This is a genomic window from Devosia sp. Soil_C_22 (genome assembly GCF_057657195.1).
Window position 1 is genome coordinate 436,277 of record NZ_JBDGIY010000002.1, and the last position, 15,003, is coordinate 451,279.

13 protein-coding genes are annotated in these 15,003 nt (G+C 66.5%); 6 read left to right on the plus strand and 7 right to left on the minus strand.

Going from position 1 to position 15,003, the window contains the following annotated elements; all coding sequences use genetic code 11:
- Nucleotides 1-7: 7 nt before the first annotated feature.
- A complete protein-coding gene (locus tag AC3A6I_RS19230; RefSeq protein WP_487545480.1) occupies nt 8-430 on the minus strand; it encodes a metallopeptidase family protein in 423 nt (140 codons plus the stop codon).
- Between the two features lie 139 nt (nt 431-569).
- Entirely contained in the window at nt 570-1,973 is a 1,404-nt protein-coding gene (gene leuC / locus AC3A6I_RS19235) for a 3-isopropylmalate dehydratase large subunit (RefSeq protein WP_487545481.1), read from the minus strand.
- A 176-nt stretch (nt 1,974-2,149) separates the two neighbouring features.
- Here leuC and AC3A6I_RS19240 point away from each other — a divergent pair, with 176 nt between their 5' ends.
- Genes AC3A6I_RS19240 through vapC form a run of 3 tightly spaced genes read left to right on the plus strand, consistent with a single transcriptional unit; the run spans nt 2,150 to nt 7,578 of the window.
- Complete coding sequence (locus AC3A6I_RS19240) at nt 2,150-6,898, plus strand: NAD-glutamate dehydrogenase (protein WP_487545482.1); 4,749 nt, start codon at nt 2,150-2,152, stop codon at nt 6,896-6,898.
- A gap of 54 nt (nt 6,899-6,952) precedes the next feature.
- Nucleotides 6,953-7,180, plus strand: a complete 228-nt coding sequence (locus AC3A6I_RS19245; protein WP_487545483.1) for a type II toxin-antitoxin system VapB family antitoxin — start codon at nt 6,953-6,955, stop codon at nt 7,178-7,180.
- Nucleotides 7,180-7,578: a type II toxin-antitoxin system VapC family toxin gene (gene vapC, locus AC3A6I_RS19250; RefSeq protein ID WP_487545484.1), complete on the plus strand. Its 399-nt coding sequence runs from the start codon at nt 7,180-7,182 to the stop codon at nt 7,576-7,578. The genes AC3A6I_RS19245 and vapC overlap by 1 nt, the downstream gene beginning before the upstream one ends.
- Here the strand turns inward: vapC and purH are convergent.
- The 4 genes from purH to htpX form a co-directional block, all read right to left on the minus strand.
- Nucleotides 7,575-9,164: a bifunctional phosphoribosylaminoimidazolecarboxamide formyltransferase/IMP cyclohydrolase gene (purH, locus tag AC3A6I_RS19255; RefSeq protein ID WP_487545485.1), complete on the minus strand. Its 1,590-nt coding sequence runs from the start codon at nt 9,162-9,164 to the stop codon at nt 7,575-7,577. The genes vapC and purH overlap by 4 nt on opposite strands.
- Nucleotides 9,165-9,418: 254 nt before the next feature.
- Nucleotides 9,419-11,053, minus strand: a complete 1,635-nt coding sequence (locus AC3A6I_RS19260; RefSeq protein WP_487545486.1) for a heparinase II/III family protein — start codon at nt 11,051-11,053, stop codon at nt 9,419-9,421.
- 71 nt (nt 11,054-11,124) lie between these two features.
- Nucleotides 11,125-12,423: an RsmB/NOP family class I SAM-dependent RNA methyltransferase gene (locus tag AC3A6I_RS19265; RefSeq protein WP_487545487.1), complete on the minus strand. Its 1,299-nt coding sequence runs from the start codon at nt 12,421-12,423 to the stop codon at nt 11,125-11,127.
- A 75-nt stretch (nt 12,424-12,498) separates the two neighbouring features.
- Nucleotides 12,499-13,485 carry a zinc metalloprotease HtpX gene (htpX, locus tag AC3A6I_RS19270; RefSeq protein ID WP_487545488.1) on the minus strand — a complete coding sequence of 329 codons (987 nt, stop codon included), beginning with the start codon at nt 13,483-13,485 and terminating at the stop codon, nt 12,499-12,501.
- A 92-nt stretch (nt 13,486-13,577) separates the two neighbouring features.
- Between htpX and AC3A6I_RS19275 the strand changes: the two genes are divergently transcribed.
- The 3 genes from AC3A6I_RS19275 to AC3A6I_RS19285 are packed head-to-tail and all read left to right on the plus strand — an operon-like array spanning nt 13,578 to nt 14,460.
- Nucleotides 13,578-13,781, plus strand: a complete 204-nt coding sequence (locus tag AC3A6I_RS19275; RefSeq protein WP_487545489.1) for a DUF1674 domain-containing protein — start codon at nt 13,578-13,580, stop codon at nt 13,779-13,781.
- Between the two features lie 54 nt (nt 13,782-13,835).
- Nucleotides 13,836-14,072 (plus strand): AbrB/MazE/SpoVT family DNA-binding domain-containing protein, encoded by a 237-nt coding sequence (locus tag AC3A6I_RS19280; RefSeq protein ID WP_487545490.1) that lies wholly within the window; start codon nt 13,836-13,838, stop codon nt 14,070-14,072.
- Complete coding sequence (locus tag AC3A6I_RS19285; protein WP_487545491.1) at nt 14,059-14,460, plus strand: PIN domain-containing protein; 402 nt, start codon at nt 14,059-14,061, stop codon at nt 14,458-14,460. Before AC3A6I_RS19280 ends, AC3A6I_RS19285 begins: the two co-directional genes overlap by 14 nt.
- A 117-nt stretch (nt 14,461-14,577) precedes the next feature.
- On the opposite strand, the gene AC3A6I_RS19290 is transcribed toward AC3A6I_RS19285, so the two are convergent.
- On the minus strand, nt 14,578-15,003 hold the full coding sequence (locus tag AC3A6I_RS19290; protein ID WP_487545492.1) for an EVE domain-containing protein: 426 nt from the start codon (nt 15,001-15,003) through the stop codon (nt 14,578-14,580).

Here is a 15,003-nt window from a genome sequence, read left to right on the forward strand (position 1 = left end):
GAGCGAGCTACTCCCGCTCCGCCGCCGCCTCAATGGCTTCCATGTCGTCGTCGGAGAACCCGAAATGGTGGCCGATCTCGTGCACCAGCACGTGGGTAATGATCTCGCCCAGCGTCTCGCTGCTGTCGCTCTCAGCCCAGTAGTCGAGGATGGGGCGGCGGTAGAGCCAGACCTGGTTGGGCAGCTGGCCGGTGAACGGGCTGGCGCCGCCCTGTGGCAGGCCGACGCCGCGGAAGAGCCCGAGGATATCGAACTCCGTCTCGAGCTCCATCTCGCGCATCGTCTCTTCATCGGGAAATTCGGCGACCATGCAGGGCACGTTGCCGGCGAGGTCGCGGAATTCCTGCGGCAGGGCGGCAAAGGCCGCCGCCGCGATCTGTTCGAAGTCGTCGAGGCTGGGGGCGGCGCGGTCGGTCCAGGGATTGGTCATTGAAAAGGCCCCCTCACCCGGCGCTGCGCGCCGACCTCTCCCCCGAGGGAGAGGTGGAGTGTGCGGCCCTGGCACGGAAAGCCCTCTCCCTTTGGGGGAGAGGGTTGGGTGAGGGGGCCTTCGCCCCACTCACAAGGCGTCACTGCCACTCGCGGATGTCGACGAAGTGCCCCGCCACCGCCGCCGCCGCGGCCATGGCCGGCGAGACGAGGTGGGTGCGGCCCTTGAAGCCCTGGCGGCCCTCGAAATTGCGGTTCGAGGTCGAAGCGCAGCGCTCCTGCGGCTTCAGCTTGTCGGGGTTCATGGCAAGGCACATCGAGCAGCCCGGCTCGCGCCACTCAAAGCCCGCATCCTTGAAGATCACGTCGAGCCCTTCGGCCTCGGCCTGCTCCTTCACAAGGCCGGAGCCCGGCACGACCATGGCGTTGACGCCGGCCGCGACCTTCTTGCCGGACACCACGGCGGCGGCGGCGCGCAGGTCTTCGATGCGGCCGTTGGTGCACGAACCGATGAAAACGCGCTCGACCGGGATATCGGTGATCGGCGTCCCCGGAGTGAGGCCCATATACTCGAGCGCCCGCCACTTGGAGGCGCGCTTGTTGGCGTCCTGGATGTCGTCGGGGTTCGGCACGACGCCGTTGACCGAGATCACGTCCTCGGGCGAGGAGCCCCAGGAGACGATCGGCGGCAGCTTGGCCGCGTCGAGCACGACGACCTTGTCGTAGACGGCGTCCTCGTCGGAATAGAGCGTCTTCCAGTATTCGACGGCATGGTCGTAGGCCGCGCCCTTGGGGGCACGCGGGCGATCCTTGACGTAGGCGAAGGTCTTTTCGTCGGGCGCGATCAGGCCGGCGCGGGCTCCGCCCTCGATGGTCATGTTGCAGATGGTCATGCGGCCTTCCATCGACAGCGAGCGAATGGCTTCGCCCGCGAATTCGATGACGTGGCCGGTGCCGCCGGCAGTGCCGATCTCGCCGATGATGGCGAGGATGATGTCCTTGGCGGTGACGCCCTCGGGCAGCTGGCCATCGACACGCACCAGCATGTTCTTGGCCTTCTGCTGGATCAGCGTCTGGGTGGCGAGCACGTGCTCGACTTCCGAGGTGCCGATGCCATGCGCCAGCGCGCCGAACGCGCCGTGCGTCGAGGTGTGCGAGTCACCACACACGATGGTCATGCCGGGGAGCGTAAAACCCTGCTCGGGGCCGACGATGTGGACGATGCCCTGGCGCTTGTCGAAGGGGTCGTAATACTCGATGCCGAAATCGCGGGTGTTCTCGGCCAGCGTTTCGATCTGGATGGCGCTTTCCGGGTCCGGGTTGGGCAGCGAGCGGTCGGTGGTGGGAACATTGTGGTCCACCACGGCCAGGGTGCGCTCGGGGGCGCGGACCTTGCGGCCGTTCATGCGCAGGCCCTCGAAGGCCTGCGGGCTCGTCACCTCGTGGACCAGGTGGCGATCAATGTAAATAAGGCTGGTCCCGTCCTCGTTGTTCGAAACAAGGTGATCGTCCCAGATCTTATCGTACAGTGTCCTGCCGGCCATTTTCTTGGTGAGGTCCAACTCGGGTTAAAGGAGAGAAACGCGGCGTTCTAAGCCTCGTACGGTATGCCGGTCAAGCCGACCGAGGTCGCAAGCGTCCAGTCGGCGCGCCGGTACTCGACATTGACATATGCCGGACGCACTCTCGCCATAGACCATGGGTGGGGGAGGGTCAGCACATGAACGAGATGGCTGGAGTGGATCGGCGCGCGGAGCTCCTGGCGCGGGCGCTTGAGCATCAGGCGACGGAGCCGGGGTTTGCACGCTTCCTGCGCGCAACGATCGAAGCTACCGACCCCGAGGATCTGGCGACCCGTGCGGCCGCCGATTTCGAGGCGACCTTCCGGGCCGCCTATGGGCGGCTGGGCAAGCGCGAACTCGCCTCGCACAATATCTATATCGTCCCCTCCGAACGCGCCGGCGGCCCCGACATCGTCGAGGTGTTCTCGGCCGACATGCCGTTCATCGTCGACAGCGTGCTGGCGGCGATCCGGGCGCGCGGCGGGGTGGTGCGGCTGATCGCACATCCGATCCTGCAGTTCGACCCGGCGACCTACCGCGTGCTCGATGCGCCGCTGCCCGGCAGCCGGCTCGAAAGCTTCCTCCATATCGAGATCGACCCGCTGGCCGATATCGTGCAGCGCGAGCTGATGCATGGCGAGATCGACGACACGCTGACCGATGTCGGTCGCGCCGTCGCCGGCTGGCGGCCGATGCTGGAGCGGGTCAAGCAGGCGATGGCCGACTGGCACGCGCACGCCCCCAAGGCGCCGCCGGCCGATGTCGCCGAAGCCATCCACTTCCTCGGCTGGCTGGCCGACCACAACTTCACGTTCCTCGGCATGCGCGAGTACCGGCTCGAGGGCGACAGCCTGGTGCCGCTGCGCGACAGCGGCCGCGGCGTGCTGGAAGACCCCAACGTGATGTTCCTGCGCGCTGGCGCCAGCTTTGTCGAAATGACCGAGCAGCACCGCGCCTTCCTTGCCGAACCGGCACCGCTGATGGTCACCAAGGCCAACACGCGCTCACGGGTGCATCGCCGGGCCTACATGGATTACGTGGGGGTCAAGCTCTACGACGCCGAGGGCAATATCGCGGGCGAGCTGCGGATCCTCGGGCTGTTCACCTCGATGTCGCTCAACACGCCGAACACCGAGGTGCCGCTGATCCGGCGCAAGATCATCGAGGTGGTCAAGCGCGCCGGGCACGACCCCAAGGGTCACGCCGGCAAGGCGCTGATGGCGGCGCTCGACAGCTTTCCGCGCGACGAGCTGTTCCAGATCGACACCGACCTGCTGTTCGAGTTCGCCACCATCATGGCCGGCCTCGTCGACCGGCCGCGCGTGCGAGTGCTGAGCCGTATCGATCGGTTCGGCAATTTCGTCTCGATCTTCGTCTACGTGCCGCGCGACCGCTACGATTCCGACGCGCGGGCGCGCATCGGCGAGTTCCTCGCAGGCATCTACCAGGGCCGCGTCTCGGCCTTCTATCCGAGCTTTCCCGAAGGCGATCTCGTCCGGGTGCACTTCATCATCGGCCGCAATGGCGGGGTGGCGCCGACTCCCAGCCCGCAGGAACTCGAGGACGGGGTCATCGAGCGCATCCGCACCTTCGGCGACCGGATGGTCGCGGCGGCGGTCGATCCGGCAGGCATTGCCGATTATCTCGAGGCGTTCCCGGGCGACTACCAGGCGGTACACACCGCACGGGCGGCGATCGAAGATATCGGCATCATCCGGATGCTGCCCGACGAGCGGGCGATCGCCCTACGGCTCGGGGCGCGGGTCGACCGGCCGGCCAGCATGGGGCTCAAGGTTTACCACCGCGGCTCGCCGATCGCGCTTTCCGACCGCGTGCCGATGCTGGAAAATTTCGGCTTCCGCGTCATCGACGAGGACACGTTCACGGTCACCCCCAGCCAGGGCGCCGAGGCGTATCTCCACGACATGCTGCTCGAGGCGGACGTGCCGGTGGATCTCGATGACCGGGCGCGCGGCAGCGAGATCGAGCGCGCCATCCTCGCGGTATGGCGTGGCGAGGCGGAGAGCGACGGGCTCAACCGGCTCTCCCTCACCGCCGGGCTCGGCTGGGAGGATGTCGAAATCCTGCGGGCGTTGACGCGCTACCTCAAGCAGGTCGGCATCCCCTACTCGCGCGAGTATCTTAACGGCGTCATCGCCCGGCATGCCGATGTGGCGGCGGCGCTGACGAAACTGTTCCACGCCGAGAATAACCCGCATTTCGCCAGCACCCGCGAGGCGACGGTAGAAGAAGCGCTGGCCACCATCGCCGCGGCGATCGAGGCGACCAGTTCGCTCGACGAGGACCGCATCCTGCGCCGCTATCTCAACCTCGCGCAGGCCGTGGTGCGCACCAATGCCTACCAGCGCGATTCCGCCGGCTCGCGCCGGCCGGCGCTGGCGCTGAAGTTCGATTGTTCGAGGATCGACGGGCTGCCGGAACCAAAACCCTATCGCGAAATCTTCGTCTACTCGCCACGGGTCGAGGGCCTGCACCTGCGCTTCGGGCCGATCGCGCGCGGCGGGTTGCGCTGGTCGGACCGGCCTGAGGATTTCCGCACCGAAGTGCTGGGGCTGGTCAAAGCGCAGCAGGTCAAGAACGCCATCATCGTGCCGGTGGGCGCCAAGGGCGCGTTCGTGCCCAAGCAGACCCCGGCCGGCGCCGACCGCGAGACCGTGATGCGCGAGGGCACGAGCTGCTACAAGATCTTCGTCTCCACTCTGCTCGACGTCACCGACAATATCGAAGCCGACACGATCGTGCCGCCGCCCGACGTGCTGCGGCGCGATGGCGATGACCCGTATCTCGTGGTCGCCGCCGACAAGGGCACCGCGAGCTTTTCCGACACGGCCAACGCCATCGCGGTCGACCGCGACTTCTGGCTCGGCGATGCCTTCGCCTCGGGCGGCTCGGCCGGCTACGACCACAAGAAGATGGGCATCACTGCCCGCGGCGGGTGGGAGGCGGTCAAACGCCACTTCCGCGAGCTCGACCGCGATATCCAGACCACGCCGTTCACTGTCGTCGGCGTCGGGGATATGTCTGGTGATGTGTTCGGCAACGGCATGCTGCTGTCGTCCGAGCTACGGCTGGTCGCAGCGTTCGATCACCGCGACATCTTCATCGATCCCGACCCGGATGCGGCGGCGAGCCTCGCCGAACGGCGCCGGCTGTTCGAGCTGCCGCGCTCGAGCTGGCAGGACTACAATGCCGATCTGCTGTCGAAGGGCGGCGGCATCTATCCGCGCAGCCTCAAGACCGTGCCGCTATTTGCCGAAGCGCGGAAACTGCTCGGGCTGGGCTCGGAGCCGGTGACTCCGGCCGACGTGATGCGCGCCATCCTCAAGGCCGAAGTCGACCTGCTCTGGTTCGGCGGTATCGGCACCTACGTGAAGAGCACCGGCGAAACCGATGCGCAGGCCGGCGACAAGGCCAATGATGCGGTGCGCATCAACGGCGCCGATATCCGCGCGCTGGTGGTAGGCGAGGGCGCCAATCTCGGCGCCACCCAACTCGGGCGCGTCGAGTACGCGCTGAAGGGCGGGCGCATCAACACCGACGCCATCGACAATTCGGCCGGCGTGAATTCGTCCGATCTCGAGGTGAACATCAAGATCGCGCTCGGGGCGCTGACCCGCACCGGCCAGCTAACCACGCAGGTGCGCAACGAGTTCCTCGCCTCGATGACCGATGAGGTCGCCGAGCTGTGCTTGCGCAACAACTACCTGCAGACGCTGGCGCTGTCGGTGGAAGAGATGCGCGGGCCCTCGGCCTTTGCCGAGCATGTGGCGCTCATCGAGGCACTGGAGGACAAGGGCGAACTGAGCCGGGCGGTGGAATTCCTGCCCGACGACAGCGGCCTGCGCCATCGCAGCCAGGCGGGACGCGGGCTGACCCGGCCCGAGCTTGCCGTGCTGCTCGCCTATGCCAAGAACGACGCCAATGCGGCGCTGCTGACCACCGGCGTGCCGGACGATCCGTATCTGGGCAAGGAACTCTACCGGTATTTCCCGGCGCGGTTGACCGAGACGTTCGAGGCGACCGTCACCAACCACCGGCTGCGGCGCGAAGTGATCGCCACGGTGCTCGCCAACGCCATGATCAATCGCGGCGGGCCGGGCTTCGTCAACGAAATGACCGCCGCCTCATCGGCCGGCGCCGGGCAGGTGGCCGGCGCCTATGCGGTGGCGCGCGACGTCTACGGCACCACGGCGCTCAATTCCGAGCTCGATGCGCTCGACGGCAAACTGCCCGGCAAGACGCAGCTCAGCCTATATGCCGAGGTGCAGGCGCTCTTGAAGCGCGAAACCCTGTGGTTCCTGCGCAATGGCCGCTTCGATCGCGGGCTTGGGCCGCTGGTCGAGCGCTACAGCAAGGGCGTCGCGGACCTGTGCACGGCGCTCGCCGGCATCGGCGCGCCCTGGGTGGAAGCCGGCATTGCCGAACGCACTGGGCGGCTCGAAGCGGCCGGTGTGGAACGTGAGCTGGCGCGGCGCTTCGCCGAGCTGCCGGTGCTGACGCTCGCCACCGACATCATCCTCGTCGCCGAAAAAGCCGTGGTGCCGGTACGCGACGCGGCGGCGGCTTTCTTCGCCGTGCTCGACACGTTCGGGCTCGGCCGCGTGCTCGATGGCGGCTCGGCCATTGTCCTCTCGGACAAGTTCGACCGCATGGCCCTCGACCGGGCTCTCGCCAACCTGACGCGGGCCCAGCGCGACCTCACGGTCGATGCACTCGGCGAGCGCAAGGGCGACGTCGCCCACCGCGTCGCCGACTGGCAAGGCCAGCACGCCGAAGCCATCGCGCGGGTGGCGGCGGCGGTCCGCGACCTCACCGAAGGCGAAATGACCGTGTCACGGCTGAGTGTGGCCGCGGGGCTACTGGGAGACCTGGTGCAGGGAAGTTGAGGATCGTCGGAACGATGTGTATAATCTGATCAAGTTATACACATTGAGGCGGTGATGCGGACCAATATCGACATTGATGACGAGTTGGTAAGGCGGACAATGGAGGTCACCGGGAAGAGCACGAAGAAGGGCGCTATTGAGGAGGCCATGCGGCGTACCGTCCGCAATGAGGAGCTTCTGCAGGCTCTGGAAGGTCTTCGCGGTATTGGATGGGATGCACCTCCGATGCAGGATAGGCAGTTCGGCGAGGACGGTACGGTCTACTACGCCGATGATGAGTGATGATCGTCGTTGATAGTTCAGTATGGATCGGAGTTTTAGCCGATGCGCAAAATCCGCAAGTGGAAGCGCTTTTCGCCCTAACTGACCGTACCCAGATTCTGCTGAGCGATGTTGTGTTACTCGAAGTTCTTCGAGGCGTGCGCTCAGAGCGGATCGCACGCAGGACCCAGGATTATCTCAATCGCTTCGACATCGTGCCGATGCTCGATCCGAACATTGCAGCAAAGGCCGCGCGAAATTACCGCCAGCTGCGCTCCGTCGGGGTAACCATTCGCAACACCGTCGACCTAATAATCGGCACGTACTGCATCGAGCATGGCCACCACCTTCTCCATCGGGACCGAGATTTCGACAGGATGGAAACGCTTGGCCTGAAGGTGTACCGCCCCTCCAGCTAATGCCGGAAGTGGCGCATCCCGGTCATCACCATGGCGATGCCGGCTTCGTCGGCCGCGTCGATCACGGCCTGGTCGTTCATCGAGCCGCCGGGCTGGATGACGGCCGTGGCGCCGGCTTCCACCGCGGCGAGCATGCCGTCAGGGAAGGGGAAGAAGGCGTCGGACGCCACCACCGAACCAGCGGTCAGCGCGCCTTCGATGCCGGCGGCTTCGGCGGCGTCGATGGCCTTGCGGTGAGCGACGCGGCTTGAATCGAGCCGGCTCATCTGCCCGGCGCCGATGCCGACGGTGGCGCCATCCTTCACATAGATGATGGCGTTCGACTTGACGTGCTTGGCCACTTTCATGGCGATCTTGAGGTCGGTGAGCTCGGCCTCGGTGGGCTGCTTTTTCGTCACCACCTTGAACTCGGTGTCGTCGACATTGCGGTTGTCGCGGCCCTGCACCAGGAGGCCGCCGGCGAGCGAGCGTACCGTCAGGCCGTCCGCCTTGGGGTCGGCGAGCGCGCCGGTCAGCAGCAGGCGCAGGTTCTTCTTGGCGGCGATGATCTGGACCGCCTCATCGGTCGCGTCGGGGGCGACGATCACCTCGGTGAACACCTTTACGATCTCGGTGGCGGTCGGGCCATCGATGGTCTGGTTCAGCGCCACGATGCCGCCGAAGGCCGAAACCGGGTCGGTGCGGTGGGCCAGCTGGTAGGCTTCGATCAGCGTCTTGCCGATGGCGAAGCCGCACGGGTTGGCGTGCTTGATGATGGCGACGGCGGGCACCGCCGGATCGAACTCGGAGACCAGCTCGAAGGCGGCGTCGGTGTCGTTGAGGTTGTTGTAGCTCAGCGCCTTGCCCTGCACCTGCCGGGCGGTGGCGACGCCGGGGCGCTGCTCGCCGGTGGTGTAGAAGGCGGCCCATTGATGCGGGTTCTCGCCATAGCGCATCACTTCCTTCAGCCGGCCGGCGAAGGAGCGGTACGGCATCTCGGCATAGTCGAGGGTCCTGGCGAACCAGCCCGAGATCACCGAGTCGTAGGCGGCGGTGCGGGCATAGGCCTTGGCCGCCAGCTTCTGGCGCAGCTCATAGGGCACGCCGCCGCTCTGGGTGATATGCTCGAGCACGGCATCGTAGTCGGCGGGGTCGACCACGACGGTGGTATAGGCGTGGTTCTTGGCCGCCGAGCGGATCATGGCCGGGCCGCCGATATCGATATTCTCGATGGTCTCGTCGTAGGAGGCGCCCTTGGCGATGGTGTCCTCGAACGGGTAGAGGTTGACTACCACGAGATCGATGGCGCCGATCTCGTGCTCGTCCATCGCGGCCTTGTGGCCCGGGTTGTCGCGCACCGCGAGCAGGCCGCCATGCACTTTCGGGTGCAGCGTCTTCACCCGGCCGTCCATCATTTCGGGAAAGCCGGTGAGATCGGAGATGTCGCGCACGGCGGCGCCGGTCGAGGCGATCAGCTTGCTCGTGCCGCCGGTCGAGACCAGGTCGACGCCCAGCGCAGCCAGCTCCTTGGCGAACTCGGCCATGCCGCTCTTGTCGAACACAGACAGCAGCGCGCGCTTCACCGGAACCAGTTTGCCGTCGGACATGCCCGAAATTCTCCGCGATGTGGTTGAGTTGGGCGCTCGCTAGCACTTCGCACGGGGCATGTCATCCCCACCGATGGCAGTGCGCGGGCTTCCCCCCACCCACCGGCTCCGCCGGCCCCCCTCCCCACAAGGGGGAGGGAGATCGGTGCCCCATCCCTCCGCCTCGGATTTCCCTCCCCTTGATGGGGAGGGTAGTGGAGCTTGGCAGCTTTGCTGCCTAGCGCAACTGGGTGGGGTGGGGCGCCAACCTCTGGCTAGTACTCTTCGAGCGTGAAAATCCAGCTGACCTCGGTGGCGTCCGAGGCCAGCACTTCCAGCACCAGCTGCTTGGTGCGGTGGAAGCCGAAATAGGCGGACTGACGGACGCTATCCTCGACGCGCAGCTCGGCGCCTTCCCACAGGAAGGTCCAGATCGCGCCCGAGGCGAGCCGCAGGCGGACGAGGTCGTCGGTCACCTGCACATCGGTCTGGTGGGCGAGGTGGAAGCGGATCGCCACCGCGCCGGACACTTTCGGACGATGGCGGCTGAACCGATCCTGCCCGACCAGGGTCTTGCCCTCGGCGAGCAGCGTCAGGTGGCGCTCCAGCGTCACGCCGAAGCGCTCGGCATAGCCGTTGGTGGTGATGATCAGCGTGTCGTCGGACGTGCGCGCCTCGATCGTGCCCGGCAGGCCGAGCTGGGTCAGCCGGCCGGCCAGCGGCCCGGAGGCCGGGATGGCGGCGGCCGAGAGCGCGTTGATGGTCGGGGCCGAATGGGCGATGCCCTGCCGGAACAGCATGGCATCGGCATAGTCGGTCGGGGCCGGGCCGCAATTGCACACGATCAGGTCGCGGCCGTGGCTGAACTCGAAGGCCAGCGCGCTGGCATGGGCGTGGCGGGCATAGGCCGGGTCGGGCACGAGGCCGGAATCGGCGACGACAATCGAGCGACCGGCAATCAACCGGCCATAGCCGCCGGCGACGCCGGTCTGGCGGGCACGGGCGACGCTCTGGGCCTGGATGGCGACGATCAGGTCGTGCGGCATCTGGCCGGTGCCGTTGAAATAGGCGGGCTCGCCGGTGCCGAGCGACACCGCATCGAGAGCGCGGTGCATGCTCTCGGTCAGCTCCTCGAGCTGGCGCGAAAAGTCCTCGTAGTCGCGGCGCAGCGCCTGGCGGATGGTGGTCAGCTCGACCAGCAGCAACACCTGCACCTTGGCCGAGCGGGTGCGATGCAGCCCATCCTCGTCGATCTGCTCGTCGAGCAGTTGCAGTACGCGGCGGATGCGGGCCTCGACCTCGGCATTGGGCCGATCGGCGCACAGCGTCACCCCGACCAGCGCGATGGCGACGAGCAGCGCATCGACCGGATCGGTGGTGAGCATGGCGCGCAGCTTCAGCGACGAGATCTGGGTCGAGAGCGAGCGGTTGATCTGCTGGGCCTGCTCGGGCGAGGCACCCTCGAGCAGGATGGTGTAGTGCCTGAGCCAGTTGAGCACGCGGCGCGCCGTCAGTGACGGGCTCCAGGTGTCGCGGCTGAACTGGCCCTCACGACCGATCCAGTCGAGTGCGAGGGTGCGGGCGAAGCGCCGCTCCTCCTCGGTGCGGGCATCGCGAAAATGGCGCAGCCAGGCGAAGGCCTGCAGGTCGTCCTGCCAATCGTCGTGATCGACCTCGAGCGAGAAGGGCGAGACGCCGTGGGTGTCGACCAGCTTGCTGGCGAGCAGGTAGCGGCCCTGCATCATCTCGAGCACGGTTTCGCGGTCGGTGGGGCGGAACTCGGCGAGGGCGGCGGCGAGATTCTCATCGGTCGGTCCGGTCCAGGTCCAGCGCACCAGTGGATTGGTGACGACATGGTCGGCTGCCGACAATAGCGAGCGGCGTGCGAGGAAGCGCAGCGAATGTGCCAAGTCTTCACGTCCTCACATGCGTTGACCCAGTTCGGCGGCTCCACCGCCCCGCCAAGGGTCCGACAAACTAGTTAGCGCCGCCGCACGCGCGCAACGAAGAACCCGTCGAGTGTGCCGCCCTTATCCCCAGGAACGGAAAGTCCGGGATGGGTGCGCACGAAGCCCGCGGGGGTGAGTGCAGGCTCTAGACCGGGGAGCTCGTCGCGGTCAACGGGAACCGGTTCCACGCCGTCCTGTGCGAGCAGCCATTCCGCCTGTGCCTCGCCCTCCTGCGGCTCGAGCGAACAGACGCAATAAACCAGGGTTCCGCCCGGTTTCAGCCAGGCTAGGGCGCGTTCGATGAACCGGCGCTGAAGGGTGGCGCGCCCCGAGATGTCCCGAGCATCGCGATGCCAGATCACCTCGGGATGGCGGCGGAATGTACCGGTGGCCGAGCAGGGTGCATCGAGCAGGACGCCGTCAAATTTCTCGGACGGCTCCCACTCGAGCGCATCGGCCGTGACCAGCTCGGCTTTGTAGCCGAGCCGCTCGAGATTGGTGCCGACGCGCGCCATGCGCTCGGCATCGTTGTCGAGCGCGGTGACGGCGTAGCCGGCCTTGAGCAGCTGGGCGGTCTTGCCGCCGGGCGCGGCACAAAGGTCGAGCACGCGGGCCGCGGGCGCGAGCTTCAGCAGCCGCGCCGGAATGGCGGCAGCGGCGTCCTGCACCCACCAGCGGCCTTCGGCATAGCCGGGCAGGGCTTCGACCGGCCGGTCGCGCTCGGTGAGGCGGACGGTGTCGGCGAGCACGGGATCGGCGCCGAGCGCCTCGACCAACTCGGGGTCGTCGTCACGCAGCGTCAGGTCGAGCGGCGCGCCTTCGACCAGTGCGGTGGCAAAATCCTCGAGCCCGGCTTCGCCATAGGTATCGCGCCAGAGCGGACCGAGCGCGGCGGGGAACAGCGCCTCGTGCGGCAGATGGCGCAGCGAATGGGCCTCGGCCTGGGCGCGGCGCAGCACGGCGTTCATCAGTTTCGCCAGGTGCTGGCTCTTGCTGTCGCGCTTGGCCGCCTCGACCGCGAGGAATATGGCGGAATGGTCGCCGAGCTCGGGCAGGAAGACGAGATGGGTGAGGCTGATCCTGAGGATGGCTTCGAACGGGCCGGACTTCTTGGGCACGCCGCGCTCAAGATAGCGCGCAATCATCAGGTCGAGCTGGCCGTGGCGGCGCAGGGCCGTGGTCAGCAGCCGGTTGGCGAGCGCGCGATCGCGGCCGTCAGCAATCTCGGCAAGCGAAAAGGGGGCGAAGTTCGCCCCCCTGAGCACCGATTGCAGCCGGTCGGCGGCGAGGAGCCGGAGCGCCAGCCCCGGCGGGTTCTTCTGCTTTTTCAAGCGCAGCCTCAGTCTTGCGGATGGTCCGTGCGCCAACATTGCCCACGGATGACCCGGTGGCGCGACCTTATCGCGTCAGCCCCAGGGACCGCGAGGGCTATTGCCATCTTCGCTGATCCCTGTCGAGGGGACGCGCCAGCCGCCGCCATTCTCGCTGGGGGCGCGGCTGGGCTCGCCGAAGCGCGGCGCGGGACGGCGGCCGGTCTGGTCGACCTGCATTTCGCCGGCCAGCCGCTGCAGCTGGGCGATGCGGTTCTCGACATTGGGGTGGGTCGAGAACAGGTTGTCCATGCGCTGCCCGCTCAAGGGGTTGATGATGTACATGTGCGCCTGGGCGGGGTTGCGCTCGGCCGCGACATTGACCGTCTGGCGTGCCACCTGGCTGATCTTGCCCAGCGCCGAAGCGAGCGCCATCGGGTCGCCGAGATAGCTCGCGCCATCCTTGTCGGCTTCGTATTCGCGCGTACGGCTCACGGCCATCTGCACCAGCACCGCCGCGATGGGGGCAACGATCACGGCAATCAGCACGCCGATCGGGCCGAGCGGGTTGTCGCGGGAATTGCCGCCGCCGAAGAACAGGCCGAACTGCGCCAGCATGGAGATGGCACCGGCGAAGGTCGCGGTGATCGTCATGGTCAGCGTGTCGTGGTTCTTGATATGGGCCAGCTCGTGCGCGATCACGGCGGCGACTTCGCGCGGCTCGAGATAGCGCAGCAACCCCGCCGACACGGCGACCGCGGCATTCTGCGGGTTGCGACCGGTGGCGAAGGCGTTGGGCTGGTCGGTATCGATGACGTAAAGCTTCGGCGTCGGAATACCGGCGCGCTCACTCAGCGCCTCGACCGTGCGGTAGAGGTCGGGCTGGGTGCGCGGATCGACCTCGTGCGCATTCTGCATGCGCAGCACGAGCTTGTCGGAGTTCCAGTAGCCGAAAATGTTGGTGAGGGCGGCGACGATGAAGGCGATCCACATGCCGCCGGTACCGCCGATCAGGTATCCCACGCCCATGAACAGGGCGGTGAGCGCCGCGAGCAAGATGGTGGTGCGCAGGAAATTGAGCATCGGGGTAAGTCTTGTACCTCGTGGGTTCGTCGTTCAAATAAGATGGGACCGGGACGGGTTCCCCGCAAGAGACGTTACCGAACGGTGATATGATGACCGACGAAGCCCCGATCCCCGAGACCCCGGCCAAGCCGCTGAGCGAAGCGGCCAAGCGCGCGCTGGCGGAGGCCGAGGCGCGGCGGGCGGCGATCGACGCCAAGGCCGCCGCCGGCAAAGGCGAGAAAGGCGGCCGCGGCGGGCTCGATCCGGCCCGCTACGGCGACTGGGAAATCAAGGGGCTGACGGCAGACTTTTGATCTGCGCACCGACGCATGATATACATGGATGCAATGTATATCATGGAGGTCGCAATGAAGGTCTCGAAGTGGGGCAATAGCCTGGCGGTTCGCATTCCCGCAGAGGTCGCAGCCAAGCTCGGCATCAAGGAGGGGGATGATATCGAGCTACGTGCCAGCGAGCTCGATGGTGTCGAGTTGCTGCTCCAGGAGTCGCGGCGCAAGCGCGTCGAGCGACTAAGGGAAATAATGCAGGGCAGGCTGCCGGACGACTACAAGTTCGACCGCGAAGAAGCGAATGCCCGGCGCTAGTTTCCTCGACACGAATATACTCGTCTATTTCGCCCTTCAGCCATCGTCCCGTTCAGCCCGCGCCGCCGAGATCGTCGAGGCCGGCGGTCATATCAGCGTTCAGGTTCTCAACGAGTTCGTGAATGTTGCGCGCATGAAGATGCATATGGAGTGGCACGAGATCAGCGACGCCCTTGCGCTGATCAACGACCTGCTCGAGGTACATCCGTTGACGCTCGAGACCCATCAGGAAGCACTCATCGCGGCTGAGCGCCACAACTTCCACATCTACGATGCGACCATCATCGCCGCCGCACTCGAGTCGGGCTGTACGCTGCTCTATTCAGAAGACATGCAGCACGGTCAGCTGATCGCGGGCCGGCTGCGTATCCTCAATCCATTCGCCTAGGCCGGAGCTCAGCCGAACAGGCGGACGACGATGCCCTCTCGCCGTGATCCTCCCCTGCGCAGCGGGGGAGGGGGACCATGCGAAGCATGGTGGAGGGGGCGACCGCAAGCACTAAGCCTAAAGCCCGCCCATCTTGCAGATCAGCTTCCACTCATCCTCGGTAACCCGCGACACGGATAGCCGCGACAGCTTCACCAGCTCCATGTTGGCGAGCTCGGGCGTCGCCTTGATCGTTGCCAGCGTCACCGGCTTCGGAAACGGCTTCACCGGCAGCATGTCGACGCATTCCCAGACGATCTTGCCCTTGTCGTTGGGCTCGGCCGTGGAATCGGGGTGGGCGAGCGCCACCACCTTCATGATGCCGACGATCTCCTTGCCGATATTGGAGTGGTAGAAGAAGGCCTCTTCGCCCAGCTGCATGGCCTTCATGTTGTTGCGTGCCGTGTAGTTGCGCACGCTGTGCCACTCCTCGGGCGTGCCGCGGGCGACGACGTCGTCCCACGAGTTCACGTCCGGCTCGGATTTCATCAGCCAGTAGGCCAT